Origin of the sequence: Arenicella sp. 4NH20-0111, from assembly GCF_040366405.1 — a bacterium.
In the GTDB taxonomy this organism is placed as follows: Bacteria; Pseudomonadota; Gammaproteobacteria; order Arenicellales; family Arenicellaceae; genus Arenicella.
In genome coordinates this window covers 60,576-74,128 of the sequence record NZ_BAABWF010000002.1, presented here as the reverse complement: position 1 = coordinate 74,128, position 13,553 = coordinate 60,576, and the positions used below count along the sequence as shown (strand labels likewise).

The 13,553-nt window shown below is 40.5% G+C and carries 10 protein-coding genes and 1 pseudogene; 9 read left to right on the top strand and 2 right to left on the bottom strand.

Translation table 11 applies throughout. The features are described 5' to 3' along the window. Positions 1-375: 375 nt before the first annotated feature. The 4 genes from ABWW54_RS04355 (at position 376) to ABWW54_RS04340 (ending at position 4,601) form a co-directional block, all read left to right on the top strand. Positions 376-915: an ABC-three component system protein gene (locus tag ABWW54_RS04355; RefSeq protein ID WP_353410537.1), complete on the top strand. Its 540-nt coding sequence runs from the start codon at positions 376-378 to the stop codon at positions 913-915. Then, the gene (locus ABWW54_RS04350; RefSeq protein WP_353410535.1) at positions 909-1,424 is read left to right on the top strand and encodes an ABC-three component system middle component 5; all 516 of its coding nucleotides are present in this window, start codon (positions 909-911) and stop codon (positions 1,422-1,424) included. Before ABWW54_RS04355 ends, ABWW54_RS04350 begins: the two co-directional genes overlap by 7 nt. Next, entirely contained in the window at positions 1,421-3,313 is a 1,893-nt protein-coding gene (locus ABWW54_RS04345) for a hypothetical protein (protein ID WP_353410533.1), read from the top strand. The genes ABWW54_RS04350 and ABWW54_RS04345 overlap by 4 nt, the downstream gene beginning before the upstream one ends. 100 nt (positions 3,314-3,413) lie before the next feature. Further along, entirely contained in the window at positions 3,414-4,601 is a 1,188-nt protein-coding gene (locus ABWW54_RS04340) for a hypothetical protein (protein ID WP_353410531.1), read from the top strand. A gap of 236 nt (positions 4,602-4,837) precedes the next feature. Here the strand turns inward: ABWW54_RS04340 and ABWW54_RS04335 are convergent. After that, a pseudogene (locus tag ABWW54_RS04335) lies at positions 4,838-5,473 on the bottom strand (IS3 family transposase); the annotation flags it as partial. A gap of 21 nt (positions 5,474-5,494) precedes the next feature. On the opposite strand from ABWW54_RS04335, the gene ABWW54_RS04330 reads away from it, so the two are divergent. Further along, a complete protein-coding gene (locus ABWW54_RS04330; RefSeq protein ID WP_353410530.1) occupies positions 5,495-6,145 on the top strand; it encodes an MOSC domain-containing protein in 651 nt (216 codons plus the stop codon). A gap of 279 nt (positions 6,146-6,424) precedes the next feature. Here ABWW54_RS04330 and ABWW54_RS04325 read toward each other — a convergent pair whose 3' ends face one another. After that, positions 6,425-7,222 (bottom strand): LytTR family DNA-binding domain-containing protein, encoded by a 798-nt coding sequence (locus ABWW54_RS04325; RefSeq protein WP_353410528.1) that lies wholly within the window; start codon positions 7,220-7,222, stop codon positions 6,425-6,427. 110 nt (positions 7,223-7,332) lie between these two features. Here ABWW54_RS04325 and ABWW54_RS04320 point away from each other — a divergent pair, with 110 nt between their 5' ends. The 4 genes from ABWW54_RS04320 to ABWW54_RS04305 all read left to right on the top strand — a co-directional run bounded on the left by ABWW54_RS04320 (position 7,333) and on the right by ABWW54_RS04305 (position 13,470). Then, on the top strand, positions 7,333-8,013 hold the full coding sequence (locus tag ABWW54_RS04320; protein WP_353410526.1) for an outer membrane protein: 681 nt from the start codon (positions 7,333-7,335) through the stop codon (positions 8,011-8,013). Between the two features lie 826 nt (positions 8,014-8,839). Then, positions 8,840-9,994 carry a hypothetical protein gene (locus ABWW54_RS04315; protein WP_353410524.1) on the top strand — a complete coding sequence of 385 codons (1,155 nt, stop codon included), beginning with the start codon at positions 8,840-8,842 and terminating at the stop codon, positions 9,992-9,994. A gap of 16 nt (positions 9,995-10,010) precedes the next feature. Beyond that, complete coding sequence (locus tag ABWW54_RS04310; RefSeq protein ID WP_353410522.1) at positions 10,011-11,933, top strand: transglutaminase-like domain-containing protein; 1,923 nt, start codon at positions 10,011-10,013, stop codon at positions 11,931-11,933. Positions 11,934-12,327: 394 nt separating this feature from the next. After that, positions 12,328-13,470: a serine hydrolase domain-containing protein gene (locus tag ABWW54_RS04305; protein ID WP_353410520.1), complete on the top strand. Its 1,143-nt coding sequence runs from the start codon at positions 12,328-12,330 to the stop codon at positions 13,468-13,470. Positions 13,471-13,553: the final 83 nt, after the last annotated feature.

Below are 13,553 nucleotides of genomic sequence, written 5' to 3'. Positions count from 1 at the left end.
CGTTGCCGAGCGACCTCTGGTATGATTGTGATATACGATGCTGGGGGGCAAAGAATATGACTAGAGTTGTAAACAAGACTGTTTGCAAATCAAGCGCTTATATCAGGGACATATTTATTTCACCGGAGGAAATGTGCGTTTATTTCTGAAGTTTCTGACAGTCACATTATTAATTGTGACGAGTGTATGGCTATATTACGATCGAGATTTCGAACCATTAGCCTCAGCGATTGGTTCGTTAATAGGAGTTATTGCAACCTTTTTCTTTCCTGAAAAAAATGGCGAGAACTCCACAGAAGATCATGCGGCCGTAAATGGACCAACTGTAGTCTATAAAGATAAGGCTAAACACAAAGGAAACAATAATTTCTAGCAATGAATGGAAGCGTGAATTACGAAGGGCGATCTCAACATATAGGCGACAATAATTTTACGCCTTTGAGTAGCCTAGAGACTGCCATCGAGCAAGTTAAAAAATCATGGGAAGGGGATGATCAATTAATTGATATTCTCGAAGACTTGGCCGACTTTATCAATGTTCACCCTGAAAGAGAAGTAATCGGTTTAGAGGTTAAACTCGAAAAAGGAAACAGAAGCGATCTGTATAAAAGAGCTAAAGAACTCAAAAGTAAGTTCTCTAGACGAGTTGCAAAGAATCAAATGTCGGCCACTGAACAACAAGTTTATATTCAAGTTTTGTCTTTTATAAGTACGACTTGGTTTCAGTGCATACATCCTAAAATTATTGCTGGTATAAGTTCCGAAGACTTGGATCAGATTGTGAATGACGAACTTATTAAACCAGTGCACCAAGCGGTTGTGAGATTTGATAGTACTGTCACTTCAGAGACTGTTACTGGAATGATTTACTATTTAACAGGTAACTGCCACCTTGTGTGGGATAGTGAATGTTAATTTATCACCCTTTTCAGGATATTAATCATTGTGCTTTCCGAGCATTACTGATCTTAGAACAAAGCGTGCATGAAGAGATAGATTTAGATCTTTATCGCTTGCTGGATTTCTATATTCTGTTCCCTCACTTATTGAAAGAGATAAAGCCGCTCCCAATAGAGTTAGTAAGTTACCGGAAAGTTATTGCCAAGATATACGAGCCGTATGAGTCTTTAAGGAACACGAAGCGTGTTTTGTATGAGCTAGAACCTCTTCAAACAACCACTTTGCGTAACTTAATAGCCAAAAAATTTCTTGATGTTGAAAGTTTCAGATCTAGAAAATTGAAAAGAACTGACTTAGCTTTGCCAAAGGAACTTAATGAAACAATTGAGAGCAGCTCATTAATTGGTGCTGAGTGGTTTCGTATGGTGATAAATGAGCTTCCAAATATCTCTTTTCTTGGGGGGAGTGGATTGAAGAAAAGAACCGGTTTGATGGAGTTTCGTTATGATTTGGAGGTCGAATGAGTAAGTCAAAACTTTTTGTAAGTCGTTTTGCAGTTTTAAAGTCCGGCGGGTTTGTATATGACCAAAAGTTTCATAAAGGAATTAATATTATAAGAGGCGACAATACAACGGGTAAGTCAACTGTGGTTGATTTACTATCCTACGGACTTGGCTCAATAATTACAGATTGGACTGAGGAGCAATTGATTTGCGATTCGGTGATTTTGGAAGTTGACTTAAATGGCCGAATTTTCTGCCTGGATAGAGAGATTGTTGAGACTGGTCAAGCGAAGATGAAAATTTTCGAGGGTGCTTTTGATGATGCAATACAAGCAGTCGAAGGCTGGACAATCTATTCAGTTAAACGAAGCGCAGAGAGGCATAGCTTTTCGCAACATCTATTTGAATTATTGGGCTTGCCTAGACATAAAACAGATGACGCTAGCAATTTAACCTTACATCAAATTTTAAGGTTGATGTATGTAGATCAACTGTCGGCCACTACAAAACTATTAAAAGAAGATAAAGCTTATGACAACGCGAGCTTGCGCAGAGCGATTGGGGATTACCTATTAGGAATAGATGATTTAGAGGCTCATAATTTACGCCAAGAGCTAATTTCTGCAAATAAGGAGTTTGAAAAATTAAATGGTGAACTTAATGCGATTTACAGATTGTTTGGTGGTGAGGTCACACAAATCAATGAACAGGCTTTAAACAATGAAATCAGCCAGCTTGGTTCTGAAATGGAAAGATTGAAAGCGTCAAAGAATGACGCCCTTAAATCTGCCAATGAAGATTTGACTCAAGCGGTAGTAGAGAAATCCGAGGCGCTTCAACAAGAGATAGATCATCTTTTTCTAACAAGAAAAGAGTTAGAGTCCGAGAAATCTGAATTAGTTCTCGAGTTAACAGACACTGAATTATTCCTCCATTCACTTGCTGATCGAAAGTCAGCGCTTGAACAATCAAATTTAACGTTTTCTAGTCTTGGTGGCATTGATTTTGAGTATTGCCCATCATGCTTTGAGCCAATTGTAAATAATGAGCACAATGGCTGCTCTTTATGTAAAACTGAGCTTCCAGACAATGGCCGAAGTGTCGCTTACGCTCGAATGTTGAACGAATTGAATTTCCAAATCAGGGAGAGCGGAGAGCTTGTAGTTCAATTTAGGGGAGAAATTGACGCTATAAACTCACGGTTACCAGGGATTGATCGGAGATTGGAAGAGACTAAATTTGAATATAGAGAGTTACAAGTAACTTCCGATGCTAAAGATGCACTAATCGCTGAAATCGCTTCCGAAATGGGCTTTTGTAAAAGTCAAATTCTTGCACTTGAGGACAAACGTGAGCATGTTCAGAAAGTTGAATCTTTAAGACAAGACAAAGAATTAGCCAACAAAAAGATAGGTGAAATTCAAGATAGGCTTGACCAGGTACGGGAAGCTCAGGCTGAACGCTATGGTTACGTTTACCAATCTATCGAGGAATTGGCTAAATATTTGCTTTCACAAGATGGTAGCTATGAGTCTGCTTTTGATGAAGTTGAAGAGGTTGGTTTCGATTTCGCGAAAGACAAAATGTTCGTAAATGGGCGAAGTAAATTTTCTGCAAGCTCTATGGTAGTGATGAAAAATAGCATTCGTTTAGCTATGTTTCTGCATGCGGTAGAGGATGACGATGCACGGTTACCAAACCTTATGCTTTTGGATAATGTTGAGGATAAAGGAATGGTTGACTCTAGAAGCCAAAACTTTCAGCGTTTAATCGTCTCAGAGTGCCAGAAGTTAGAAAATGACTATCAAATGATTTTTACAACATCGATGATAGACCCAGCTTTGAACGGAAGCGATTTTTGTGTTGGGCCTATGTATGAAAAAGGTATGCATACTCTTGAATTTAGTTAAATGATGTCATCTTGCTATGCAATAACCTTTTGGATTGAGACTTTTTGGTGATTCATGTCACTTAGATGGCTGATCGACCGATTATAACCGGGAGGGTAATGTGACTGATAAAGTTAAAGAATCTTCGCTCTCTAAAGAAGAGCCAATAATTAGCAACGAAAAACTAGAGGCTCTCATAGACAAGCCTCTAAAGTTTTTAATTTATGAAACACTATTAAAATTACGAGATACTTTTGGAGATAGACGAGCAATGATTCGCGTAATCATCTCTTATATTCTAATGACAGTGTTGTTATTTTTCATAACAGATAAATATTTTAAAGATCAGTTAAGAGATTGGATTTTTCCCCCTGATAAAACAGCCGAGCATTTGAACAGATTTTTAGGCGAAGAGTATGTTGGATCAAATGATGATACTGTATCGAAAATGTCGAAGAAACTTAGTGATAACTTGATTAGTAAACTTAGTGCAGACCCTAAAACATCTGAGTCTCTTTTCGAAAGTTTGTCAAAACAGGATAAAGACAGTAAGCCGCTCAATGCCTTTAATTCATCAATAGTTCAATCTTCTCGCACCATTTTCGAAGATCCTAACAATAAAGAGCTATTAGGAGCGTCTCCTTCATACAGAGAGGGAATATGGGAAATTATAGAGGAGAATGTTAATGACAAGATCAGCAGCTCTGGCACAATCACAAAGTTTTTAGGGTTAGAGGTCAATTCTCCATATCAAGACTTTGGTTTTGTAAATGAGATATTGAGCGCGGATGATCTACCGTCGACTCAAAAAAGAGATAGTATTTTGTCTGCTTTTAAAGAACTGCTTGATAAAAAACCTAAGATATTCGAGCTCGCTCTTAGTGCCTTACAAATGCCATCAGCCAAAGAGTTTGCATATGATTATGAGCATGATAGTGATGGTAAAAAGAATGGGCGCACATGGACAGGAGCGTCTGGCTGCGGAACTCCTATAGATCATTCTAAAAGACAAGCAGAAATAAAACTCTATTCACAGAAACCTGGTTGGCTTTTTTGTACCGGAAAGTCTAAGCTTCCATATTCAGTGGTTTCGGTGCTCATTAGAGATCCAAGCACTCAAAAGACAATTGAACTCAAAGATATACCCATAATAGGAATCTATGAAGTAAATTCGGATACTAAGGATGGAGACACAATTACTCTTACTGATACTATCGTAGAGGAGGCGCGACTACAGGGTGTTATGCTAAGTAAACTTCGTCCCACATCAGTATCAGTGAAAGTAACAGGCTTTTTTACTGGTGGTTAAATACAAGATGCTGTGTTACCAATGTGTAAAAGTTACATTCAGCCCAGTGAGAGGTATGATTTTTAAGTAACTTAGCCCGACATTTAAGGAGTTGCAATTTCAGTGCAGTGCTAAGGCTATTTCATGATAGCTATTGATAGATTAGTAGTTGATATACAGCTCTCTAAAGTGTTGATAGTAAAAATAAAATAGTAGAGCGATATGTATAGAAATAAACTGATTGGACTTCCCAGACTTCAGTAGACACTTTTTAGCTTAGAAAAATAGTTTTCTTCAAACCTCACCGGAGACACTCCTCCGGTATGGCTGTGACGTTTTATTGGATTGTAGAACATTTCAATAAAATTGAATATTTCGGTCTTCGCATCATTACGAGTTGAGTACACTTTTCGTTGGGTTACACGTTTTTTAAATGTCGCAAAAAAGCTTTCTGCCACTGCGTTATCGTGACAATTACCTCGGCGACTCATCGATGGTTCTAGATTATTCGCTTTCATAAATGCTAAGTAATCAGCGCTAGCATATTGGCTACCTTGGTCACTGTGAACAAACACCGATGATTTGGGTTGCCTTTGCATAACAGCCATCAACAGTGCACGAATGACTAAGTGCCGATCGATGTTTCGATCCATTGACCAACCGACGATACGCCGAGAAAATAAATCCAGTACCGTTGCTACATATAAAAAGCCTTCGCGAGTTCGTACGTAAGTGATATCACTTACCCATGCTTGATTAGGCTCTTTAGGATCAAAGTTTCGATCTAGGATATTGGCCGCTACGCGGCCAACTTTCCCACCTTTAATATAGCGACGCTTATAGCCAATCTGTGCTTTAAGTTTATTCTCTCGCATAATTCTAGCGACACGATGAACGCTACAAACTGATACCCTGTGAAATCGTTGTTAGGAGAAGTTCTGGATGCAGTAGAACTTGATCAAAGAGGGATCATCGGAGATCGGCTTTACGCAATTTCCAATGAACAAGGAAAATTTGGAAGCGGCAAAAGCACTCGCCGGTTTAGGAGAATCGATAGGCTTTTCAATATGTCGGCTCGACTAATGGGTGACACGCTTTCAATCATATTCCCATGTGGGGAAACTCTGGATGGTCGCGATACAAATATTGATCAAAAACTTTCTATTGAGCTTGGTCAAACTGTATCACTCACCAAGGAGAATAAGATACCTCATTTCGATGATGGGGCTATACATGTTGTTACTAGTGCTGACATGGAGGCACTTAAGGCTCAATTACCTCTATCTCAAATAGATGTATCTAGATTTAGAGCCAACATTGTGATTGATACTGATTCGTTGAGTAACGAGTTATTGGGCAAATCTCTTCGCATTGGCGATAGTGAAGTGAAAATCATTAAACAGACAGAACGTTGTCGAATGGTTTGCTTAGAACAGGGCGAACTAATTTATGACCCCAAAATCCTTGACATTATAGCTAAAAAGCATGAGCTTAAATTTGGTGTTTACGCTTCAGTAGTTCGCTCAGGTTGGATTAACGTCAACGACGATGTAACGGTTATCTAAGGCCGTTATGGAAAAAATATTACTCAACCATGACGCACAAATGACGCATTGCGAACCTAAATAATTGTTTCAACCCAATTGGGGTTCCAGCCCTCGTACCACTGGAATTGAAAAGCACTTGCCACCTTTTCTTTAAGCAACAAGACACACCCTTAGCATTGTAATTAACAGAGCATAAGACATGCTGAGCATGTGGGTGGGCATAAATTCACGCAATGCATACTTTTTGATATAACCGCTAAAGGCAAATAAGTAACGCCACCCCAAAACTGTGGACTATCACTGTTTATTAAGGGCATCGCTTACTGATTTTAAATAACGGCGGCTGACCGGGAGTTGTTCGTTATCACTCATAGTTAGAATTCCTTCTCGGCCAATCTTTTCCATCGCTGTCATGTGCGCTTTGTTTACCCAGAACGAACGATGAACCTGCATGCCATAGTCATTTGGTAATTCCGCCATAGCATTTTTAAGAGAATATAGAATCAAGGCCTTTCCGTTCAGTGTCACTACAGATAAGTAGTGCAATTCTGATTTGATATACAAAATTTCTGCTCGTATCGGCTCAGGTAACATTTCGATAAAATTTGCATTCAGAACTACATCTTCATGATTGCTATTACTAGACTCAATGGTTGCAGTCCCAATGTGGGTGAACTGATAGCCTAATTGAAATGGAGCGTTAATCGCAACCCAGCAAATAGTAACTGGTGGCGCGATGCCTGCAAATTCATCCAAGCACTCCATAAGAAAAGAAGAACCCAAGGGTTCACCGGCTAGAAGCACGTCGCTCACTAAACCAAGTGGGCTAAATACTAATGTCGCGATTACTCCAGAAACACATAGCTTTGCCCAAGAGTTCAAGCCTTTGATCAACCCTAGCCTCGATAGATTCATATGAATAACAATACAAATAACCATAGGAATTACGGTTTGTATTTGCCACTGAAGAATATTTGCGAACACACCCGACTCATTCTCTGGTGTGATTGAGCTAAACATTAAACCGAGAACCACAGATATTCCGAGAAAATATCGGCTTGGCTTAATCTCTCCGATTTGAAACTGACCGTTCATGCAATATTAGTGCCCATTGGTGCAAAATTTTGATTTATATGCATTTTTCTCATGCTCGATTAGGAAAAATACAAATTGTAAATACAAGCAATTAAATCTTTGGAGCATCTATGAAACACTATTTTAAACTATTTATCGCAACAGCCCTTATACATGTACTTAGCCAACCGTTACACGCAGCTAACAAGCAGGGCCAAGAACGTTCGCCTTGGTATTTCGCACCCGTTATCGGCATTAGCCAGCTATCGGACTTAACCGCTACTGCTGATAATGTTTTTGGATCAACTGGAGATGCAGAAGTAGGCATCGATTCTGGATTTGTTGCAGGCATAGCCGCGGGTTATCAATACGATCAAAATTGGTCAGGTGAGCTAGGGTGGGAGTATCGAACAAACGATAGCGCAGTCATGCTACCCAATGGCACACTTTTCAGTGAGGGTAACTACACCTCAAACTCATTCTCTCTAACAGGCAAATACGCCTTTGCTAATCAACGAAATTGGCAGCCATTTGTTGGGTTAGGCCTAGTTTGGTTACAAGAAATTGACGTTGACTTAGAAACCGATGGACAAGAATTCTCTTATTCGTCAAACAGCGATATTGGCTTTCAGTTGCTAGGCGGTATCAATTACCAGTTTAGCGATTCTGTTGAATTAGAGGGTGCGCTACGCTACTCGTCCATTCAGGACATTGAGTTGAAGCCCGAAGCTGGTGGTGATACGCAAGGAGCATTCGCCGATATTGATTATCAGCCGCTTTCGTTTCAACTGGCGTTGAAATATCGCTTTTAAACATGTCGTCTGATTTCGCGATTTAGATTATGCATTAGACACCATTTACCTTGGAGCCTGCTGATAAAAAGTAAAAACGGAGGCAGCGACAAATGATTCTCCTTTGTCGCCAACCTCTTTTATTCAGTAGTATTTTGGTCTTTTTGTGCGATCTGTGGAAAACAAGGGTCAAGTCTTGCCTTTCGCTAGTTACCATTAACGAGCAACTACCGAGTCTATCTATCTGCAATTTTTCATAAAATTTCTCTCTACCATGACGTAAAAATGACGCATTTCGACTCTAAAGCACTGTTTTCAAACAAACTGGGCTTCCGGCCCTCGATACCTCTGGAAATTCAAAACGCCCTGCTCTTTTTTTGAGGCTGGGCTTTTTTATGTGCATATCCAAACCAAGAAAGGACAATTTTGATAAGTCCGAGATTGTTATCAGGTTCCGTCACCTAACAGTCGGTACTGTAAAAATGGAGCTTCGAGAGTTAACCCTAAACAGCCCTCCAATTTTATAGATTGATTCGGCTCTGCCCCCTTTTTCGTTAAGGTCAGTACTGCTAAGGTGGCTGATCACCGTCCGTACTTCCGAGATATACGCAACGGTCATTCCCGCAAAAACGAAAATCACTCCAAACCAATTTTTCTCGAATCGCCCATGCTATCCACACACATCTATTTTTTAATTTGAGTAGTTACTTTAGCGGTGTATGTCTAATTCGTTTATTCAGCCCGAAACCATAAATGGGGTTTGCTCACACCTCCATTTTTAGGCCTATCTGTTCATTCAATGCGGTCCAGACTTTTGACTCTATGAGCTTTTGTGGAAACAACGCGTATGTTAGGATTCGAGCAGCCCTGCCAAGTACCCTCATCACCTCAATTTCAAGACAAGTTACCGGTCGTTACCGAAGATAAGGATATGAATTCAGTTCCGTCACAAAAACTAGAGCAACAATCTCCAGAAATTGCTCAAAAAATCATTTATGTTCGTGCTCCCAGAAGGTCTTGGAGAGAATTTTTACTGTTCCTCACGACGTTTTCCTTGTACAGCATGGCATGGACGTTCGGTAGAGCGCGAGACATACGCAACGCAACCGGCAATAACTTCACGCCTTGGTTGTGGGTTTTCGCTCCATTATTTGGCATCTTCGGCGCAATCGCTTATCAAAAATTATTTGATAACCTCGCTAAGGTTGAGGATGAGGAGAACACTAAACGCTGGAAATCAAAAAATGCACTTTGGCTTCTATTCTTTGTCGTTCTGTCGATCGCACTAGGCTTAGACAATGTTATCACCATTCCTTTTTGGGTGATTTTCATTTTATTGTTCGCGTTGGCGTTTCTGTTTTCGACGCTGCACCGGCGTTTTAATCAGTGGAAACTAAGCGATAGCTCACTTAGCTTCTACGGCAAAGAAAATGGATATGCGTGGTACGAATGGCTAGTCCTCTTGTGCACTGCTCCATTATTCCTTTTCATTATTTTCGAATACTTAATCTTACCGCTTAGGTTCATCAATACCCCCAACTACAACCACGGCCAAACAGTTACTAATGACGCGCGAGAGTTCAGCCTTACAATAGAGGGCGAAGGCTGGTACAAAGTTCCTTCAGGCACGCTTAACAACGAAACTACAAAGCTTGAAATGTATGGGCCAGTAGATGATTCATTTATCGTTATTTATGCATATGATAAGGATCACTCCATAAGCAGTGTTACAGGCTCTCGCTATGATGAACTACTGAATTCCTACGGTAACGCGAACTGTAAAGAGCGCCAAGTTTTTACTAAAAACACGAAAGGCGTTCATTCACTAATGGAATGTTATGGCCGAGATTGGACCGGGTATTACACAATCATAAGCGCCGTGGTCCAGCAAGACAGCAAGATTTTTGAACTCGTCGGTAAAATCACGCGCAAGAACAAAACAAAAGAAGACCCTGTGGTAGATCAAATACACAGCATGGCTTCATCTTTTCAGCCAATCTGAAGGCGGAGATACAACGATGAAAACGCTTAAAAAAATTGTACTTCTCATTGGACTGTGTCTGCTACAGGTAGTCAGCCACGCGGCCGAAATGTCCGTGAAGTGGAACGATGACAACGTCAGCTCAATATTAAATAAAGCCAAAGAATTAATGAAAGGCGGTGAATTACCTCCTATCGAAACGTCTCTGTTCAGAAATATTGAGATCAATATTGAAGCTGGCATTGTGAATAAGCGCGTTCGAGAGATTGTATTTCTCCCATCATTCACAGAGGCACACAACAATGGCACGCAATACTTAAATTGGGACAAAGCCACGCAAGGCCTCGTCATAAAAGAAGCCGCTGTTGTCCTACCGGACCTCAGCCACCGCCGAATGGACCCAGACAACATTCGCGTTCGAGACAATGACGTATACAACACATTCACCAATTCGAAGGAAGTGGTAATCCCGTTATCGGGGCTAGCTAACAAGAGTATTACTGTATTAGAGTACGAGAAGCGCACCAAGCTTAGTGACTTAGAAAGTATCTATGGTGACTTGTTTTACCCAGTCGGCTTTTCACAAGGTGTAGAGCAATTTCAATTGAGCGTCACAAGTGACGCAAACTTTGAGTTTGATTGGTCTAACGACCACCCTGACGTCGATTGTCAACTCCAAGACCATAAACTTAGCTGTAAAGCAGAAAAGCTCAAAAAATACCCGTACGACAACAATATGCTGTGGCGCGACGAGTTACCACATATTGCGATAGCAAAAAAAAGCAGCTGGAACGCAGTGGTTAAACATCTAAAGTCGGCATTCAATGATTCAAACCACCTATCACATGAAGTTCGAGAACAAGCCAAAAAACTGGTTAAAGGCGCTGATACCACAATGGCTCGAATTCATAAACTGCACGAATTTGCGTCACGTGGTATACGCTACGTGTCGATGTCTGAATTGGGTCATCGAATAACACCGCATTCATTTTCTGATGTAATTGAAAACCTGTTCGGAGACTGTAAAGACAAATCTGCACTATTAGTAGATTTGCTCAAAGCTATCGGCGTTGACGCTTACCCTGTACTTGTTGCAACCGAACGTCGAAAGCCAGCTAAACTCAAAGTTCCGTCAAGCCTCTACTTTGACCACATGGTGGTCTGTTTTGAGTTGATTGATAAAAATTACTGCTTAGATCCTACCGACAACAATACACATTGGCAATCAACCTCTTCGTGGGTGCAAGGCAAAGTTTCTCTGCCTTTATTAGAAGACGCTAAACCAGAAGTGATACCGGTTGATGACTACAAGTGGATGTTGCGCTATACCACTAGATCGGAGTTCGATGAGTTGGCTGCCGTGAAAGAATCGGTGACCAAAGATTACTGGGGCGTCTACGCCAGTGCTATGCGTCAGGGCTTTAACAGTCTTGATGAAGAAGCCGAGAACGAGTGGCTACTAAAAAACTATCACGAAAACGTATCGACTTTAGTCACACCAGTGTTCACGTTAAAAAATGTCGATAAGCTCACTAACTATCTCTCAGTGTCTTCCACTGCGGAATATGAACCCTACGTATCGCCAAACACAAGTTTAAACTCCACTGATTACGATTCGTGGCTAAGGTCAGAGTTAAAAAACGCCAAGGTAACGACAAAATATTATGGTAATTGGGTAGATGGCGTTTACGTGAAATCGACGGCTATTTATGATTTGAGCAAGCTATGGAAAGTCAAACGCCTTCCTGCAACCCTCAGCTTTATTGACGAATTTCTAACCTTACGCCGGGAAACCACTTTCAATAAAGAAGGTGAACTACAAATCACAACCGAACTATGGATCAAGAGCCACTATGTTGAGCAAAACGAAGTAGAAGACTTTAATCGTCGAATCGACATATTGATGAACGCCTCACAAATCCACATCGAAGGGGATTTAATCAGCTCAAAAAAAGGCTAGGTATAGCTCTTAACATAGATCACATTTTGTCTGCACTATAAAAGCGGCTAAGTTATCCTTCTTTTCATGATCTGATCTTTTTGGCAGCAACATTCTTACCAAGCATTGGCATTGCAATGGCCAGTGTCTTCAAAATAGCCGGAAAACAAGGGTCAAGTCTTGCCTTTCGCTAGTTACTATTAACGAGCAACTACCGAGTCTATCTATCTGCAATTTTTCATAAAATTTCTCTCTACCATGACGTAAAAATGACGCATTTCGACTCTAAAGCACTGTTTTCAAAAAATTGGGGTTCCGGCCCTCGGTACCAATGGAAACAAAAAATGCCCTGTTCTCTTTATTGAGACAGGGCATTTTTATGGGTGTTTTTTAGACAACTAGATAGCCGTAAGGGATGATTAACTCAGATATACTAAAAGCAGACGTTCAACTTGGATTAATAATTATTGTGAAGCTCTTAATTAGGCTGATAACCGCCACATTAGTAACCGTGCTAGTTTCGTCATGCGTTGAACCCGGAAGCTCAATTTCGCTAGAGGATTTAGATCCTGAGAGTTCAATGGCGTGGGGGGCTACCAAGTTCTTGGAAGATGATCGATTTCATTCAGTATCAATAGCGATATATGACCAAGGTAAAACGTACACTGGACACTTTGGTGAATTAACCCCTGGAGCGGGAAATACACCTAGCGATCTTACTTTGTATGAATTGGGCTCGGTATCAAAACTCTTTAACGGCACCTTGGCAGCGAAAGCGGTATTGGAAGGTCGCATTAAACTTGACGATAAAGTTACTGAGTATCTAGCAAATGCCCCTGGGAACCATCGATATAAAAACCTTAGCTATTACGATAAGCCGATTCTCGTTCGCCACTTGCTGACTCACACGAGCGGTTTCCCCAATATTATTTCAGGGCTAGATAGCAAAGAGACTTTCTTTAAGGAATTAAGTCAAATAGAAATTAGTAGCGTTCCAGGAAGCAATTATTCGTATTCTAATACAGCTCCAGAGCTTATGGCTTATATCTTAGAGGTTGCATATCAACGCGCCTATCCCGAGTTGCTAGAAGGTCTATTTTTGTCGCTTAATATGAAAGATACGAGCTATCGTTTAGATGCAAAGCAAAAAACTCGTTTGATTAAAGGCTATAACGGAAGTGGTGAGTTGATGCCCAACTTGCACAGTTCATTGTGGGGCGGATCAGTGGGCTTACATTCCACTTCAAGAGATTTAATTGAGTTTATGAGATTTCAACTTGAGAACCCAAATAAACCATCTAATGAAAGTCGCAGAGAGTTATATTCAATCAATAGTGATTATGCTGTCGCTTATTTTTGGCAATCAGTCAGAGAAAAAGAAGCGGTTTCATATCGGCATCACGGAGGAATCTATGGGATGCAGAACTGGTTAATGGTATACCCAGAGCATGGCATTGGGATATCGGTGATTTCCAATGTCAGCTTTAACGGTGTTGGGAATCGTTTAGAGAGACTATCCAACGATTTGCTAAGCGATCTCTTAAGACTGAGAGAATGAGTATTATGAATACACCTTTAGGCAAAATAGTGACCAGGTAATACCTGAACTTTCGATTTTTTTGCTCAACCAGAACCTACAAA

Coding starts and splice junctions, on each gene's coding strand:
- ABWW54_RS04325 (WP_353410528.1), bottom strand. CDS start 7,222: ATGAACGGTCAGTTTCAAATCGGAGAGATTAAGCCAAGCCGATATTTT.
- ABWW54_RS04320 (WP_353410526.1), top strand. CDS start 7,333: ATGAAACACTATTTTAAACTATTTATCGCAACAGCCCTTATACATGTA.
- ABWW54_RS04315 (WP_353410524.1), top strand. CDS start 8,840: ATGTTAGGATTCGAGCAGCCCTGCCAAGTACCCTCATCACCTCAATTT.
- ABWW54_RS04345 (WP_353410533.1), top strand. CDS start 1,421: ATGAGTAAGTCAAAACTTTTTGTAAGTCGTTTTGCAGTTTTAAAGTCC.
- ABWW54_RS04310 (WP_353410522.1), top strand. CDS start 10,011: ATGAAAACGCTTAAAAAAATTGTACTTCTCATTGGACTGTGTCTGCTA.
- ABWW54_RS04355 (WP_353410537.1), top strand. CDS start 376: ATGAATGGAAGCGTGAATTACGAAGGGCGATCTCAACATATAGGCGAC.
- ABWW54_RS04305 (WP_353410520.1), top strand. CDS start 12,328: ATGATTAACTCAGATATACTAAAAGCAGACGTTCAACTTGGATTAATA.
- ABWW54_RS04350 (WP_353410535.1), top strand. CDS start 909: ATGTTAATTTATCACCCTTTTCAGGATATTAATCATTGTGCTTTCCGA.